The organism is Cystobacter fuscus DSM 2262 (assembly GCF_000335475.2).
Classification (GTDB): domain Bacteria; phylum Myxococcota; class Myxococcia; order Myxococcales; family Myxococcaceae; genus Cystobacter; species Cystobacter fuscus.
This window is the reverse complement of record NZ_ANAH02000017.1, coordinates 19,158-33,010: the sequence shown is the minus strand read 5'-3', so window position 1 is coordinate 33,010 and position 13,853 is coordinate 19,158. Positions and strand designations below refer to the sequence as shown.

Genomic DNA, 13,853 nt, shown 5'->3' with positions numbered 1-13,853 from the left:
AATTCAAAATTACTGTCAAGTCGCACTTTTCCGTTAGTACGGAAATGTGTAGACAACTCGCCCTCTCTGCCACCAGGCAAACGGCGCATGTGGCGAAGAGGCCGTCCACGCGGAGTCGGCCCACGCGCAGCGGCCCGGGACGCCTGACCTCGGGCAAGGTCCTGGCCCTCGGCACGCACTCCATCTGAAACTGTCGGGCGGCGGTCGGTTGACCCGCGGTGCAGAGGGCCGCACCGGGAGCGAGCGGAACCCGCGACAGCCAACCCTGGCAGAATCCATACCGTGATGCGTTGCCAGACTTGCGGACGACGATGGGCGGGGACCCATACGGACTGTCCCCGTGGAGCCCCACCCATGGAAGAGCCGCACCTCGCGCGTGAGCGCGCCCCGCCCCCGTTCGCCATCGCCGGCTACCACCTGGAAGAAGTGTTGGCGCGGGGGGGGTTCGGCACGCTCGTGCGCGCGCGCCGGGAACAGGACGGGGAGCGGGTGGCCCTCAAGGTGGCTCACCCGGAGTTCCCGCTGGCCTGGGCGCAGCTGCACCGGGAAGCCGCCGTGCTGCGTGCCCTGGGGCCCCCCACCGTCCCCGCCGTGTACGAGGTGGGCACCTTCATCGCCAAGGAGGTGCCGTACATCGCCATGCAGCTCATCACCCAGCCCACGCTGGCCGAGCTGCTGGCACGGCGGGGCGCGCCCCTGCCCACCGACATGTTCGCCCGGTGTGCCCTGGCCCTGGTGGACGCCCTGGCGGTGGTGCACACGCGCGGCTTCGTCCACGGCGATCTCAAACCGGAGAACATCTATTACGACGACGCGGCGGGCCGGGCCGGCTTCTTCGACTTCGGCCTGTCGCGCGCGCTGCACGCCCCGGTGGAGCCGATGCCCGAAGGCACCCGGTTCATCCCCTCCGAAGGCGCCTTCGCGGGAACGGCCGAGTACATGGCGCCCGAGCAGTGCGAGGGGCGAGCGGACCTGGACGCGCGCGCGGACCTCTACGCCCTGGGCGTCATCCTCTACGAGCTGCTCACCGGACAGCCGCCCTTCTTCGGCAAGCAAGCGGATGTGCTCCAGGCCCACCTCTCGCGCCGTCCCCCCCGGCCCGGAGAGCTGGCCCCCATCCCCGAGTCGCTCGAGCAGGTGGTGTTGCGCTGCCTCGTCAAGGAGCGCGACCGGCGCTTCGGGCGCGCGGAGGACGTCGGGAGCGCGCTCCGGGAGGCCCTGTCCCGCCAGGAGCAGCCGCGCCCGCGCGCCCTGACGCCCCCACCCCACCTGCGGCTGGTGCATCCCGCGCCCCGCCGGCGCACCGTCGCGGTGCTCTTCTTCCGCTCCAGCGCCACCCCCGTCACCCTCCAGAAGGTGCTCGCCAGCTTCGGCGGGCACCTGGCCTTCCACGAAGACAGCCGGTTCGCCGGCGTGTTCGAGCCAGACGCGGGTGACAAGCCCCTGCAGCACGCCCTGCGAGCCGCGGAGGGACTCGTGGCCCAGGAGCTGGCGACGGCCACGCTGTTGGATTTGCTGTCCGTGGTGGTCCAGCCGCGCCCCGGTGGTCCACCGCGCTACCTGGGCAATGCCCTCTCCCGGAACGAACCCGAGCTCGGGCAGGACGGCGCCCCTCCCCTCCTGCTCACCCGTACCGCGGTGGAGGCCCTGCAAGAGAAGCAGTGCGTCCCCGTCCCCGAGCGGCCAGGTTTCTTCCGGATCGCCACGCTCGCGGTCGCCCCCCAGGACGTCACCGACCTGTGCCTCGAGAGCGGGGAGCTTTTGGGCCGCGATGGGGAGCTCGCGGAACTGGAGCGCAGCGCGAGCCTGGCCCTGGAGGAGCAGGCACCCGCGCTCGTCACCGTGCTGGGGGGCTGGGGCCACGGCAAGAGCCACCTGGGCGCCACCCTCGTCCAACGGCTCCAGGTCCGGCTGCCCCACGCGCGCGTGTACTCCTGGCGCGCCCGTCAACCCATCCAGGGCGGCCTGGAGGGCTCGCTGCGCATGCTGATCCGCGCCGCGCTCGGCCCCGCCTGGCTGGAGAAGCAGCTGCCCGAGGAAATGGGCCGGGCCACCTGCCTCGAGCTGCTGGGGCCCGCGCTGAGCACGGAGCTGTGGCCCGGCGTGGCCTCCGCCCTGGGCTGGCTGACCCACACGGCCTCCGAGGTGCGCAGCCGGGCCGCGGCGCCCGGCGCGCTGCGCTCGCTGGCCATGCGCGCCGCGGGCGAGCTGCTGGCCGCGCGCGCCCGCCGCCAGCCCCTGTGCTTCATCCTCGACGATGCCCACTACGCCGAGGAGACGGTCCTGGACGCGCTGGAGTACGCGACCCGGGCGGGCACCCGCCATCCCCTCTGGGTATGCGTGCTGGCCCGCGCGGGCTTCGCGCGGGGCCGGGCCTCCTCGGGCACGCGCGCCGAGCACCACCGCCGCCTCGAGCTCGCGCCCCTGTCCCTGGCCAGCGCGATGGAGCTGTGCCGCCAGCACCTCCACCCGGCGGAGAACATCCCCGCCGAGGCGCTGGCGCGGCTCGCCCACCACGCCCAGCGCGTTCCCCTGCTCATCGTGGAGCTGATGCGCGGCCTCAAGCGCCAGGGGTTGGTGCGCCAGCACACCAGCGGTGGCAGCTGGTACCTGGCCACGGACGAGCTGGACCGGATTCCGGAGCTGCACCTGGTGGAGTGGCTGGTGGAGCGCGAGCTGAACACCCTGCCCGGGGAGCTCGCCGCGCACGCGCGACTGTGCGCGCTGCTCGGCCCGGACTTCACCCTCGAGGAGACCGAGGACGTGGTGCGGGAGCTGGATCGCACCGGGGGCGCGGAGGACTTCCCGTTGGATCCCCGCCACGCCACCCGCCGGCTGCTGGAGCAGGGGCTCCTGGTGGATGACGGCAGGGGCAACCTCGGCTTCCGCAACGAGCTGCTGCGCGCCATCGTGGCACGCACCCTGCCCAAGCAGGATCAGACGCGCATCCACCGGGCGGCCTACCGCCACCACCGGCGCGAGCTGAGGAGCGGGGAGCGCCAGCGCATGCCCCGGCTGGCCCTGCACGCCGCCGCCGCCGGCCTGCGCCAGGAGGCCGCCGCGATCTACGGCGACCTGGCGGACTCCGCCCGTGCGCGCCACGCCTACCTGGAGGCCGAGTCCACCTACACCCGGAAGTTGGAGCTGTTGGACGAGGGCGACGCGTGGCGCCGCCGCCTCGCCCTGCGTGGACGAGGCCTCATGCGCTACCGCGTGGGGCGCTACGAGGACTCGCTGGCGGACTTCGCCGAGGCCAGGACGCTGGCCCAGCGCATGGGCGCGGTGGGTGAGGAGGTGGGACTGCTGCTGGACGAGTCCATGGCCCTGGACTGGATGAACGACTATGGCCGCTCCGAGGCCCGGGTGGTGGAAGCGCGGCGGCTGCTGCTCTCCGCCGGGCTGTGCTCCGCCCTGCTCGAGGCGCGGGTGCTGCTGGGACTGGGGCGCGCACAGCTGCGCAAGGGCCTCTGGGAGGAAGCCCGTGTCCTCCTGGAGGAGGCCGCCACGCGCGCGCGCGGGTTGGGCGACGCCGGGTACGAGTCACTGGTGGTGTCCCTGTTGATGCTGGCCGCCATCCTCCCCACGCTGGGCCGCATCGGCGAGGCCGGGCTCATCTTCGAGGAGGTCATCGCCGCGTGCGACCGGCGAGGAGACCGGCTCCACCTGGGCAGCGCCATCAACAACCGCCGCAACCTCTGGGTGGCGCGCGAGGACTTGCAGAGCGCGTTGAGGGACCAGGAGCGCGTCATGCAACTGGGGCGCGAGCTGGGCATGGTGGGCTGGGAGTACTTCGCCGAGTACAACATGGGGGAGTTGCTCTACCAGGCGGGAGACACGCGGGCGGCGCTGCCCCACATCACCCGCGCCATCGCGCTGGAGCGGCGCTATCCGGAGGTGGCGCCCCGGCCCTGGGCCTTGTTGCTGGAGGCGCGGGTGCTGGCGTTCTCCGGGGAGGACGCGCGGGCCCGCGAGGTGTTCAGCGCGGTGTGCCAGGAGGTGGAGCGCGTCGGGGCCCGCTTCAGTCCCGCCGAGGAGGTGCTCCTGCACTCGGTGGAGCTGGCCACCCGCGAGGCGAGCGCCGAGGAATGGCGCGAGCTCCAGGCCCGCTGCGACAGGTGCTCGACGGAGCAGGAGCCGCTGGAGGTGCTGGAGCTGCGAGCGCTGGCGCGGCTGCGGCGGGGCGGGCGCGAGGAGGCGGTGGGCCTGCTGGTGGAGGCCCTGCGCCGCGCCGCCCTCATTCCCAATCTCATGCGGGCACGGCTGCGGCGCAGCCTGGAGCGGGCGAGCCTCCCGGGAACGGCGTGAGCACGCCTGTCTTCACCGGCTGGAGCCGCAGTCACTGCAGTTGTTGTAATGCGACCCGGTGCCGCACTTCTCCGACACCTGGCAGACGCCATCCCCGCACCTGTAGATGTCCGTGGCCCGGAGGCGGGTGGTGAGCGGGGCGTACGTCTTCCCGCCATAGGTGCATTGCGTGAAGTAGGTCTTCGTGGAGTCGAGCACGCAGTAGCGCGAGCAGGCGCCCACGTGGACGAGCGGCGGGCACTCCACGCTCACGCCGTTGTCCTGGGAAGCGAGCCCACAGGCCCGGAGGCTGCTCTCCGTTCCATCCAGGTTGGAGCCCCGGCAGACATACGCGGAGCCGCCCACGGCCAGGTTTCCGAAGAAGGCCCCCTCCAACACGGAGAACGTGGTGAGTTCGTTGGTCTCGAGGGGGAGGGCAACCCCCTTGGCATTCAGGCCCTGCACCGAAACGAGCACATGCAGGCCGTACTTGTTGACGTGGGCCGCCAGACAGGCCGTGAGGAGCTGCTGCTCCCGCTCCGTCGCGGGCAGCCCGCTGGCCCAGTCCGGCGTGAGCCCGAGTACCCCATTCCAGGAATAGCTCACATGGGTGAGCGGGTTGGTCCACGTGCGGCTCTGTCCGCTCTGGACCGCGCAGCCGACCACGTACTTCATGACCATGCTGGAGTAGCCCTCCGGGTTGGCGTTGAACCAATCCTTGAACGTCGCGGTATTCAGCCCGCTCGTCATCAACCCATTCATGATGAGCCCATTGGTGGAGAGCCCGTTCATGATGAGCCCATTCATGATGAGCCCATTGGGAGTCATGCTGTTGGTGGACCGCAACGGGTTGTCCACCGTGCTGGACAACCCTCGCTCCTGCTCGAGCGGCTCCACTTCGCTGTGGCCACAGCCAGGAAATACCGCCCAGAGCAGCACCTGGGCTCCGAGGAGCAGGGCCCCCCATGCCCGGCAACGCGCGAGCCGACCCATGAGCGAAACACTCTCATCTCCACCTGCTGGCTTCATGACTCCATCCCCCCATTGACAGACAGAAAACCACGAGGCCCCTGTCAAGGCCTTCTCGGGTGAGCCAGGAAGGCGATTCCTGGTTCAACAAGAAATACAGACTAACCCCAAAAAACATGGCCCCCCCAGGAGAGGGCCCGGCCAATTGTCTCTTTTGAGATAAGGCACCCGCGATTGTCGTCCAGGCGGCAGGCGTACCGTCCGTGGGTCGGAGAGCGCACAGCCCGCGACACCCGCCGAACAGTGCGCCCAGCACCGCGGAGAGGCGCTGGGAGCGGGGCGTGTACGAGGGCCTACCGCGCGCCGCCCGGCCACACGGGAGCGTCCGCCTCGTCCGCGGGCCAGGGCGTGCCCCGATTGCCGGCGATCTCCCGGCCCTCGGGGTCGGTCACGAAGTTGCCCACATCCCCGAACGCCCGCTCGGCATTCACCCGGCCTCCACTGCGGCGCATGGGCCCGAGCACCGTCCCCCGCCGCACCGCGACCACCTCGTGCGGCCCCGGCCTCAGGTCCACGAGCGCCCCCTTGCGCGCGGCGTCCAGCAACTGCTGCTCGTTGCCAATCGGGTCGGCCACCGTCTTGGCCTTGAACGTCCACACCAACAGACTCGTCGGCTCGCGCCCGGCGAAGGCCTGCTCGAGCAGATCCTTTCCGCCGAAGAACTGCTTGCCGATGTCGTTCTGGTTCACCGGCCCCGCCATCAGACACACGCCCCCACGGAGATCACACCCCTCGGGAATCTCCGTCGTGCCGGCCACCTCGGCCACCAGCGCGCCGCGAGCCGCCGCCGCGCCAAAGGCACGCACCGCGTGGGCGAAGGACAGCCCCGAGCGCTCCACCTCGCGGCGCGACAGCCCTCCGACGTAGATGCGTTGGCCCGCCAGTGCGAAGGCCTTGCGCCCCCGCGCGCTGTTGCGTGAGAGCGCACGCCCGAGCGCCAGGTCCGCCCACAGCGGCAGCCGGGCAATGATCTTCTCGGTGACCTGCTCCAGATCCTCGCGCACCTCGCGCAACCGCTCCTTGCCCTGGGGCGTGAGCACATCGACGCGCTCGAGCAGCATCAGCTCCTTGGCCCGCTCGCGCGACACCCCGGTGAACCGGACGAAGGCGTTGTAGGCCGCGCGGCCCGCCTGCTCCGTCAGCTCGTCGGGCACGTCCAGGGGCTGGCGCGCCTGATAGGCCGCGGGGGCGCTCGGCTCGGCGTTGACGCCGGGTTGGATGCGCTCGCTGCGCAGGGAGAGCAACGCCGCGCCCAGGCGCCGCGCCGTGGCGCGCTCCATCGGCACGCGCTCCCCCTCGGGAACATGGCCCACCTGGGCCACCAGCGAGACGCGCCAGCCCGCCGCGCGCTCCGCCGGGGTGAGCCCCACCAGGGCCTCCAGCTCCCGCAGGGCCGCCGCGTCCACGGGCTTGTCGAAGGGCTCCAGGAAGACCTGGGCGGCCCGGGTCCCCGCGGAGGCGATCACCGCCGCGCGCTCCATCGCATCCGCGAGCACGCCCAGGTGCAGTTCCTTGAGGTAGCCGACGGTGGGGATGTCATCCGCGTGGCGGAAGCGCTTGGCCCAGGCGCGCAGCGGCACGGTGAGCAGGCTGGTCAGGGGCTTGTGGCCAACGAAGGTGAGCAGGAAGGTGAAGGGGGTGCGGTAGGGGCGCGCGAGCACGACATGGGTGAAGGCGGCGCCCTCGAGCACGGTCGCCTCCGCGCGGCCGATGCGCCGCAACAGGGAGGCGGCCTGCTCCGAGTCCTTGGGGCCGAGGAGCACCTCGCGCTGCCCGCGGAAGTTGGTGGACTGCCTGGCGGAGAGCACCCCGAGCGAGCACTCCTCGAAGAGCTCGCGCTCGGTGGGGGCGGGACCCGGGACGAAGCGGGAGGGCCTCGGCCGCGAGAGCAGCGACAGCAGCGTGCCGGCCTCTTCCCGCGAGAGCGAGACGCGGGTGCGGTAGCCGACGGGCGAGGCGGACTCGAGCGACTCGGGCAGGTGGTAGCGCGTGCGCTTCTCGCCGGGCGTGGCGAAGCGCGCGTCGCGGCGGACACCGGACTCGGACGGGGGGATGGGAATCGTCACCAGCGCGAGCGGCTTGCTCGCGGGAGACACCTCGGCGGGGATGGGGTTCCTCATGGAGACGAGCATGCCAACGGCGGACGTGGGCTGTCTCGGGTTCAGGAGCAAACAGAATCGAGGGATGGCGAAACCAGACAATGCGACCAGCCCGCGCCGCCAAAGGACCGGGGCGCCCACGTGAGCCACGAGCCCTGAGCCCCTGAACATGCGAGGAGGTCGCCACCGCGCTGCGCTCGGCGGGAGAGCGAGGAGGTGGCGCGCGAGGAGGTGGCGAGGGTGTGCGAGCGCCACGCTGGACGAGGCGGAGGGCCGTGCGCCATCAACCCACCAGGCTGGCGCTCCCACCGCGGCTCGGATGCGTCGGCTTCCCCCTACCGGCTCTCCAGGGCAAGCCACCATCGTTGGACCATGGCCACCACGCAAGGAGTCCGGTGGGTCTTTCTCGGGCCCAGCCTCCTGTCCGTTTCCATGAGCCCTCTGCCGGAGAGGCCCGGTTCACGTTCCCCTTCTCGAGGCTGGAGCCGTTGCCATGGCCAACCTGTGGTTTGTCGTCATCGGCGTCCTCCTCATCTTCATGGCCCTCTCGGGCGCGCTCCTCAAGCGGCTGCCCTTGTCCTCGTCGCTGGTGTACCTGGCGGTGGGGTATGCCCTGGGCTGCCTGGGCGCCGCCTACCTCGCCCCCTCCACGCACATGCACGTGCTGGAGCGCCTGACGGAGGTGGCCGTCATTGTCTCCCTCTTCGGAGCGGGGCTGAAACTGCGGCTTCCGCTCCGGGACAGCAACTGGCGGCTGCCCCTGCGGCTGGCATTGGGCGCCATGGTGTTGACGGTGGGGTTGCTCGCCCTCGGAGGCGTCGCCCTGGGCCTTCCGCCAGGGGCCGCCATCCTGCTGGGAGCGATGCTGGCCCCCACGGATCCTGTCCTCGCCTCGGACGTGCAGGTGACGCACCCCCTGGACACGGACCGGCTCCGCTTTGGCCTCACGGGCGAGGCGGGGTTCAACGACGGCATCGCCTTTCCCTTCGTCATGCTGGGGTTGGGGCTGCTGGGACTTCATGATCTCGGCACGGGCGGCTGGCGGTGGGTGGTCGTGGATGTCCTATGGGCGGTGACGGGGGGCCTGGTCATTGGCTGGGTGCTGGGAGGGGCCGTGGGACGGTTGGTGGTGTTCCTGCGGCGGGCGCACAAGGAGGCGGTGGGACTCGACGACTTCCTCGCGCTGGGCCTCATCTCGCTGGCGTATGGCGTGTCCCTCTGGGCCCACGCCTATGGGTTCCTCGCCGTGTTCGCGGCGGGCCTCTCCTTGCGGCGCATGGAGGCGCGCTCCACGGCGGTACGAGCGCCCACGGACGTCGTGGCCATGGCCGCGGTGGGGCAGGCCGAAGAGGTCGTCATTCGCCCGGAGACGGCTTCGGCTTGCATGGCCCAGGCGGTGCTTGGCTTTACCGAGCAACTCGAGAGGATGGGCGAGGTGGCGCTCATGGTGCTGGTGGGAATGATGCTGGCCACCCTGGGCTTCGAGTGGGAAGGTTTTCTCCTGGCGCTTCTCCTTCTGTTCGTGGTGCGCCCCGCCTCGGTGGCGCTCCTCACCGTGGGCACGCACAGTTCCCCCGAACAGCGCGTGCTCATCGCCTGGTTTGGCATCCGCGGTATCGGCTCGCTGTACTACCTGTTCTACGCACTCACGCACGGCCTCGAGCCCGCGCTCGGAGAGCGGCTGACGCACTTCGTCCTGGTCGCGGTCGCCATGTCCGCGGTCCTGCATGGCGTTTCGGCGACCCCCCTCATGACATGGTACTCGAGGCGAAGGCCCCCGGGCGCATCGGCGGGATAGCGCCCCTCCTGCGGGCGGTGGATGGCCAGCCCGCTCCCCACCGGGTGGACTTGCGTTCGGTTCCCAGCCCAGGGGCCCGTGCCCTCGCCCATGTGCACATTGATTGAAGGTGCGCTTCACACGGGGGCTTTCACCCATGATCACTCTCTTCTTTGTCACCCACTGGGGACTCTCCATCTTGATGCAGAGTCTATTCCTGCACCGCTACGCGGCTCACCAGATGTACACCATGGGGCCGCGCACCGAGCGCGCCCTGCACCTGTTGACCCTGGTCGCCCAGGGCTCGAGCTACCTCGAGCCACGAACCTACGCGCTCCTCCACCGCGAGCATCACGCCTTCGCCGACACGGAGAAGGATCCCCATTCGCCCGCCATCCACCGCAACCCCTTCCGGATGATGCTGGAGACGGCGCGGCGCTACTCCGATTACTTCTCGGGACGAAAGCTCCCCGAGGCTCGCTTCCTCGGTCGGTATCCCGAATGGCCTTTCATCGACCGCACGTTCAACAAGTGGCCGGTACGCATTGGCTGCGGAGCGCTCTACACCCTGTTCTACTGGCGCTTCGCCACCCGGCGCTGGCAATTCCTGGCCCTGCCCATCCACTTCGTGATGGGCCCGCTGCACGGGGCCATCGTCAACTGGTGCGGCCACCGCTACGGCTACCGCAACTTCTCCACCCGGGATCTGTCCCGCAACTCGCTGCCCGTGGACGCGGTGTGCATGGGGGAACTGTTCCAGAACAATCACCACGCCCGGCCGGCGAACCCGAACTTCGCCGTCCGGCGCTTCGAGTTCGATCCCACCTGGTGGGTGATGAAGCTGCTGGCCCGCATGCGGCTCATTCACATCACTCACGCCCCGGCGTCGCCAGCGGACCGCGCCCAGGCTCAGCCGTTGCCTCTCGAGGGGTGGCGGGTGAGCACGGCGTTGATCTCGGCGCCCAGCATCAGCGCGAGCGAGGAGATCCACATCCACAGCAGCAGGACGATGATGCCTCCCAAGGCCCCATAGGCGATGCCGAAGGTGCTGAAGTGGGAGACATAGAAGGAGAAGCCCAGCGAAGCGGCGAGCCACACGAGCACTCCCGTGATGGAGCCGGGCGTCATGAACTTGAACTTCCGCTGAGTATCCGGGAGCACGGAGTAGATGGTCGCCCAGAGGATCATCATCAGGAGCGTGGCAACGGGCAACCGCAGCCAACCCACGAGCGAGGTCCAGGGCGCTCCGAGCCAGGTGGCGAGAGCCGGAGCGGCCACCGCGATGAACCCGGCGAGCAACGCCAGGACGGCTCCCGCCAGCACCATCCCGAGCGCGGTCCCGTAGATCCTCCAGCGCGGACGGCCCTCCGTCACGCCGTAGGCGGTGTTGAGGGCACTCATCAGGCTCACCACCCCAGCGGTCGCCGACCAGAGCGCGGTCAGTGCGCTGAAGGTGAGCAACCCCTTGCTGGGCCCGGAGGTGAGTTGCGTGAGTTGCGCGGAGGGGAGGCGGCTCAAGGCCGGGGGGAGCTCCCTGCCGAGCGCGCCGAGGAGCACTTGCACCTGCTCGGGCTGGATGACGAGGCTCGCCAGGGTGACGATGAGCAGCAGGAAGGGAAAGAGGGCGAGGATGCCGTAGAAGGTGAGAGCGGCGGCCGCGCTACCCAGCTTGTTGCGTATCCACTCCTGCCTCAGCCTCCCAAGGACGTCCTTCCACTTCGCGGCTCCGCCAGGCGGGCCTGGGCTTGGCTCCGCGGGGCTTTTGTCCAGACCGCTCGTTTCCTTGCCCACCCGGCTGTAGGGCACGCTGTCCATGGCCATCTCCCAACCGAAAGGTGGGCTTGAGCCGGTGGCATGGACAGTGGGTTTCTGCCGCCAACTTCGCGGTCAGGCTGCAAGCTCCACATCCACGGGCCGAAAGAACGCTCGGGCTCCCCCCAAGCAGGTGGGGAGAAGGCGAGCGTGGCGCCCCAGGCCGGAGAAGCTGTCAGACCGGGTGATGCCAATATATCCAAAGGCGCTCCGGATGCTCGGCTCCACGTGGTTCATGTGCTCGAGTCGCTGTCCCTTTCCATAACCGAAATCGCCGCGTGAACTCAGCACCACGAGCGTCTTGTTTGCCTCCGCGAGCAGGGGCCAGTAGGGGTCACCCTGCCGTGTGCGGTCGAAGCCGAACGTGCGACCCACACGGACGATGTTGTCGATATAGGCCTTGAATTGCGCGGGGACACCGAAGTTGTACATCGGTACGCCGGCGACGATCACCTCCGCGGCGAGCAACTCGTCCACCAACACATCGCTCTCCGCGAGCGTCTCGCGCATCCAGGGCTCGCGCGATGCCGGCTTCTTGAAGGCGGAGTGGATCCACCGGCCCGTCACCGGCGTGGGCGGATTCAACCCGACATCCCGGTAGATGACTCCATCCCGTGGGCGGGTGGCACGCCAGCGCGCCACGAACCGGGCCGTCAGACGGCGGGTATGAGAGCCATGACGGGTGACGTCGGACCCGCCTGGACGGGCACTCGAATCGATATGCAGCAGCTCGGCCATTGTCTTGTCTCCCCTGCTCCATGAGCATTGCCGGGCCATCCCGCCCGTGTTGGCTCTCTCGCCGCGGCGGCCCTGAGTCATGGAAGAAGATGCGTCCGGGCACGTTCCGTGACAAACGTGTCTTTCTCAGCCGACGGCTGAGTGGAATTCATCCATCCACGACCAATGAGACAGCTGCCTCCACTCTCCGCGCTCCGGGCCTTCGAGGCCGCGGCCCGCCACCTCAGCTTCAAGCGGGCCGCCGAGGAGCTGGGCGTGACCCCGACCGCCATCAGCCATCAGATCCGGCAACTCGAGGAGCTGCTCGGAGTCCGGCTGTTCGAGCGGCGCACCCGGCAGGTGCTGATCACCCCCGAGGGGCAACTGCTCTACCCGGTGCTCCGCGACGGCTTCGATGCGTTCGCGAAGGCGTTGGATGCGCTCACCGCTCGCCCGTCCCGCCATGTGCTCACGCTCTCCGCGACGACTGCCTTCACGGCCCGGTGGCTGGTGCCCCGGATCGCCGCCTTCCGCGAAGCCAACCCCGGCACCGACCTGCGCCTGCACGCCTCGGACGCGCCCGTCGACTTCCGCTCCGGCGTCGCCGACGCGGCGATCCGGTACGGGCGAGGACCCTATCCCGGGCTCGTCACCGAGGAGCTGTTCTCCGATCGCTTCGCTCCCGTCTGTAGCCCCCGGCTCGGGATGAGACGCAAGGAGGACCTGCGCAGCCGCGCCCTGCTGCATTTCGAATGGCGGCGCGTGGATCGCGACACGCCGACGTGGCGCTTGTGGTTCGAGCGCGCCGGTCTGCGAGGGCCTCGACGCCACGGGCGGGACGACCTTCACCGACGAGAGCCACGCGCTCCAGGCGGCGCTCGCGGGACAGGGCATCGCGCTGCTGAGCCTGCGACTCGTTGATGACGATCTGAGGAGCGGGGCCCTCGTTCAACCCTTCGGGCCGGTGCTCGAGGGCTACCGCTACCACCTCGTCCATCCCGCGCAGGCACGGGCGCGCCCGGAAATCTCGGCCCTTCGCGCCTGGCTCCGGAGCGCCGCGGCCCAGCCTTGAGCCAATCGTCCTGGAACGTCTTCCTCACCTTCGAGAAGGTGACGAGCTCGACAGAGAGGACCACCTCACCCCGGGACTTGCCTCTTCGGAGGTACAGACGCACCTAGCGCGAAGTGGCATGTTGTTCTGTATCAGGCCCATCCACCTCCGCCTCGACGCCAGGAGCGGAGCGCGAGGGAGATGAGCTTTTCTGAGTGTCGGTGCCCGGCTTCTTGGAGCGGTTCTTCAGGAATCCGTTCAGCTCCCCCGGGAGTCCAGGAGCAGTCATGCGTTTGATTCGAAAGTTCCTCGAGCTCCTTTCAGGAGAGGAAGTACCGCCCGAGCTGAAGGCCTTGGGCATCACCCGGGAGCAGATGCGTCAGTTGAAGGCCGAGACCGAGAAGGCCGCGAATACACCTCCCCGGATCGCGCTCATCGGGGAGACAGGAGTCGGGAAGTCCTCGACCATCAACGCACTCTTCAACGCCGGGCGTCCGGTGAGTCACACCCAGGCCTGCACTCCCACTGACGCTGAATTCCTCTACAGCGGCTCCAAGGGCGAGATCGCCGTCGTGGACATGCCCGGTCTGGGTGAGGACGTCGAAGTGGACAAGCAGCACCTGGAGACCTACCGGCGGGTGCTGCCTGGATGCGACGTCATCTTGTGGGTCTTCAAGGCCGACAACCGCGCCATCACCCACATCCAGGGTTCGATCAAGCTGCTCGTGGACGAGCGAATCCTCGATATCAGGCACCTCGTCATCGGCCTCAATCAAATCGATCTGGTGCAGCCTGGAAGCTGGGACACCGCCATCAACATGCCCTCCGAGGAGCAGGAGTCCTCCATCACGGCGCGTACGGAGGACATCGAGCAGAAGCTGCGGCGCGTCTGCCCGCTGCCGGAGCACCGGGTGGTTCCCTATTCAGCGATGAAGGGATACGCAACGGACCATCTGCTCCAGGCGATGCTCGACGCGTGCGACCGCAAGCGGCAGTGGGCGTTGGTCGAGCGCGCGGACTGCGCGGACTTCAAGGCGCTCGTCGATCCCCACATGCTGAAGCAGGCCATTGGCCAGTAGGAGCA

8 protein-coding genes and 2 pseudogenes are annotated in these 13,853 nt (G+C 69.4%); 6 read left to right on the top strand and 4 right to left on the bottom strand.

Annotated features, from left to right (window positions below):
- Nucleotides 1–354 precede the first annotated feature (354 nt).
- Nucleotides 355–4,305, top strand: a complete 3,951-nt coding sequence (locus tag D187_RS27565) for a serine/threonine-protein kinase (RefSeq protein ID WP_002628909.1) — start codon at nucleotides 355–357, stop codon at nucleotides 4,303–4,305.
- A 12-nt stretch (nucleotides 4,306–4,317) separates the two neighbouring features.
- On the opposite strand, the gene D187_RS27560 is transcribed toward D187_RS27565, so the two are convergent.
- Together D187_RS27560 and D187_RS27555 are read right to left on the bottom strand one after the other, a co-directional pair.
- Nucleotides 4,318–5,277, bottom strand: coding sequence for a hypothetical protein (locus D187_RS27560; RefSeq protein ID WP_051256571.1), 960 nt, complete (start codon nucleotides 5,275–5,277; stop codon nucleotides 4,318–4,320).
- A gap of 329 nt (nucleotides 5,278–5,606) precedes the next feature.
- Entirely contained in the window at nucleotides 5,607–7,433 is a 1,827-nt protein-coding gene (locus D187_RS27555; RefSeq protein WP_155893608.1) for a hypothetical protein, read from the bottom strand.
- Nucleotides 7,434–7,905: 472 nt separating this feature from the next.
- Between D187_RS27555 and D187_RS27550 the strand changes: the two genes are divergently transcribed.
- Both D187_RS27550 and D187_RS52735 read left to right on the top strand, forming a co-directional pair.
- A complete protein-coding gene (locus tag D187_RS27550) occupies nucleotides 7,906–9,210 on the top strand; it encodes a cation:proton antiporter (protein ID WP_002628912.1) in 1,305 nt (434 codons plus the stop codon).
- 136 nt (nucleotides 9,211–9,346) lie between these two features.
- Entirely contained in the window at nucleotides 9,347–10,222 is an 876-nt protein-coding gene (locus D187_RS52735) for an acyl-CoA desaturase (protein ID WP_002628913.1), read from the top strand.
- On the opposite strand, the pseudogene D187_RS27545 reads toward D187_RS52735, so the two are convergent.
- Nucleotides 10,183–11,004: pseudogene (locus D187_RS27545) on the bottom strand (YihY/virulence factor BrkB family protein); the annotation flags it as partial. The gene D187_RS52735 and the pseudogene D187_RS27545 overlap by 40 nt on opposite strands.
- Nucleotides 11,005–11,076: 72 nt before the next feature.
- On the bottom strand, nucleotides 11,077–11,739 hold the full coding sequence (locus tag D187_RS27540; protein ID WP_002628915.1) for an FMN-dependent NADH-azoreductase: 663 nt from the start codon (nucleotides 11,737–11,739) through the stop codon (nucleotides 11,077–11,079).
- A gap of 165 nt (nucleotides 11,740–11,904) precedes the next feature.
- Between D187_RS27540 and D187_RS27535 the strand changes: the two genes are divergently transcribed.
- The 3 genes and pseudogenes from D187_RS27535 to D187_RS50455 all read left to right on the top strand — a co-directional run bounded on the left by D187_RS27535 (nucleotide 11,905) and on the right by D187_RS50455 (nucleotide 13,848).
- A complete protein-coding gene (locus tag D187_RS27535; protein ID WP_002628916.1) occupies nucleotides 11,905–12,639 on the top strand; it encodes a LysR family transcriptional regulator in 735 nt (244 codons plus the stop codon).
- Nucleotides 12,608–12,790 (top strand): annotated as a pseudogene (locus D187_RS59580) (LysR substrate-binding domain-containing protein); the annotation flags it as partial. The gene D187_RS27535 and the pseudogene D187_RS59580, both read left to right, overlap by 32 nt.
- Before the next feature lie 266 nt (nucleotides 12,791–13,056).
- Nucleotides 13,057–13,848, top strand: coding sequence for a GTPase family protein (locus D187_RS50455; RefSeq protein ID WP_002628918.1), 792 nt, complete (start codon nucleotides 13,057–13,059; stop codon nucleotides 13,846–13,848).
- Nucleotides 13,849–13,853: the final 5 nt, after the last annotated feature.

Coding starts and splice junctions, on each gene's coding strand:
- D187_RS27550 (WP_002628912.1), top strand. CDS start 7,906: ATGGCCAACCTGTGGTTTGTCGTCATCGGCGTCCTCCTCATCTTCATG.
- D187_RS27540 (WP_002628915.1), bottom strand. CDS start 11,739: ATGGCCGAGCTGCTGCATATCGATTCGAGTGCCCGTCCAGGCGGGTCC.
- D187_RS27555 (WP_155893608.1), bottom strand. CDS start 7,433: ATGAGGAACCCCATCCCCGCCGAGGTGTCTCCCGCGAGCAAGCCGCTC.
- D187_RS27535 (WP_002628916.1), top strand. CDS start 11,905: ATGAGACAGCTGCCTCCACTCTCCGCGCTCCGGGCCTTCGAGGCCGCG.
- D187_RS27565 (WP_002628909.1), top strand. CDS start 355: ATGGAAGAGCCGCACCTCGCGCGTGAGCGCGCCCCGCCCCCGTTCGCC.
- D187_RS52735 (WP_002628913.1), top strand. CDS start 9,347: ATGATCACTCTCTTCTTTGTCACCCACTGGGGACTCTCCATCTTGATG.
- D187_RS50455 (WP_002628918.1), top strand. CDS start 13,057: ATGCGTTTGATTCGAAAGTTCCTCGAGCTCCTTTCAGGAGAGGAAGTA.
- D187_RS27560 (WP_051256571.1), bottom strand. CDS start 5,277: ATGGGTCGGCTCGCGCGTTGCCGGGCATGGGGGGCCCTGCTCCTCGGA.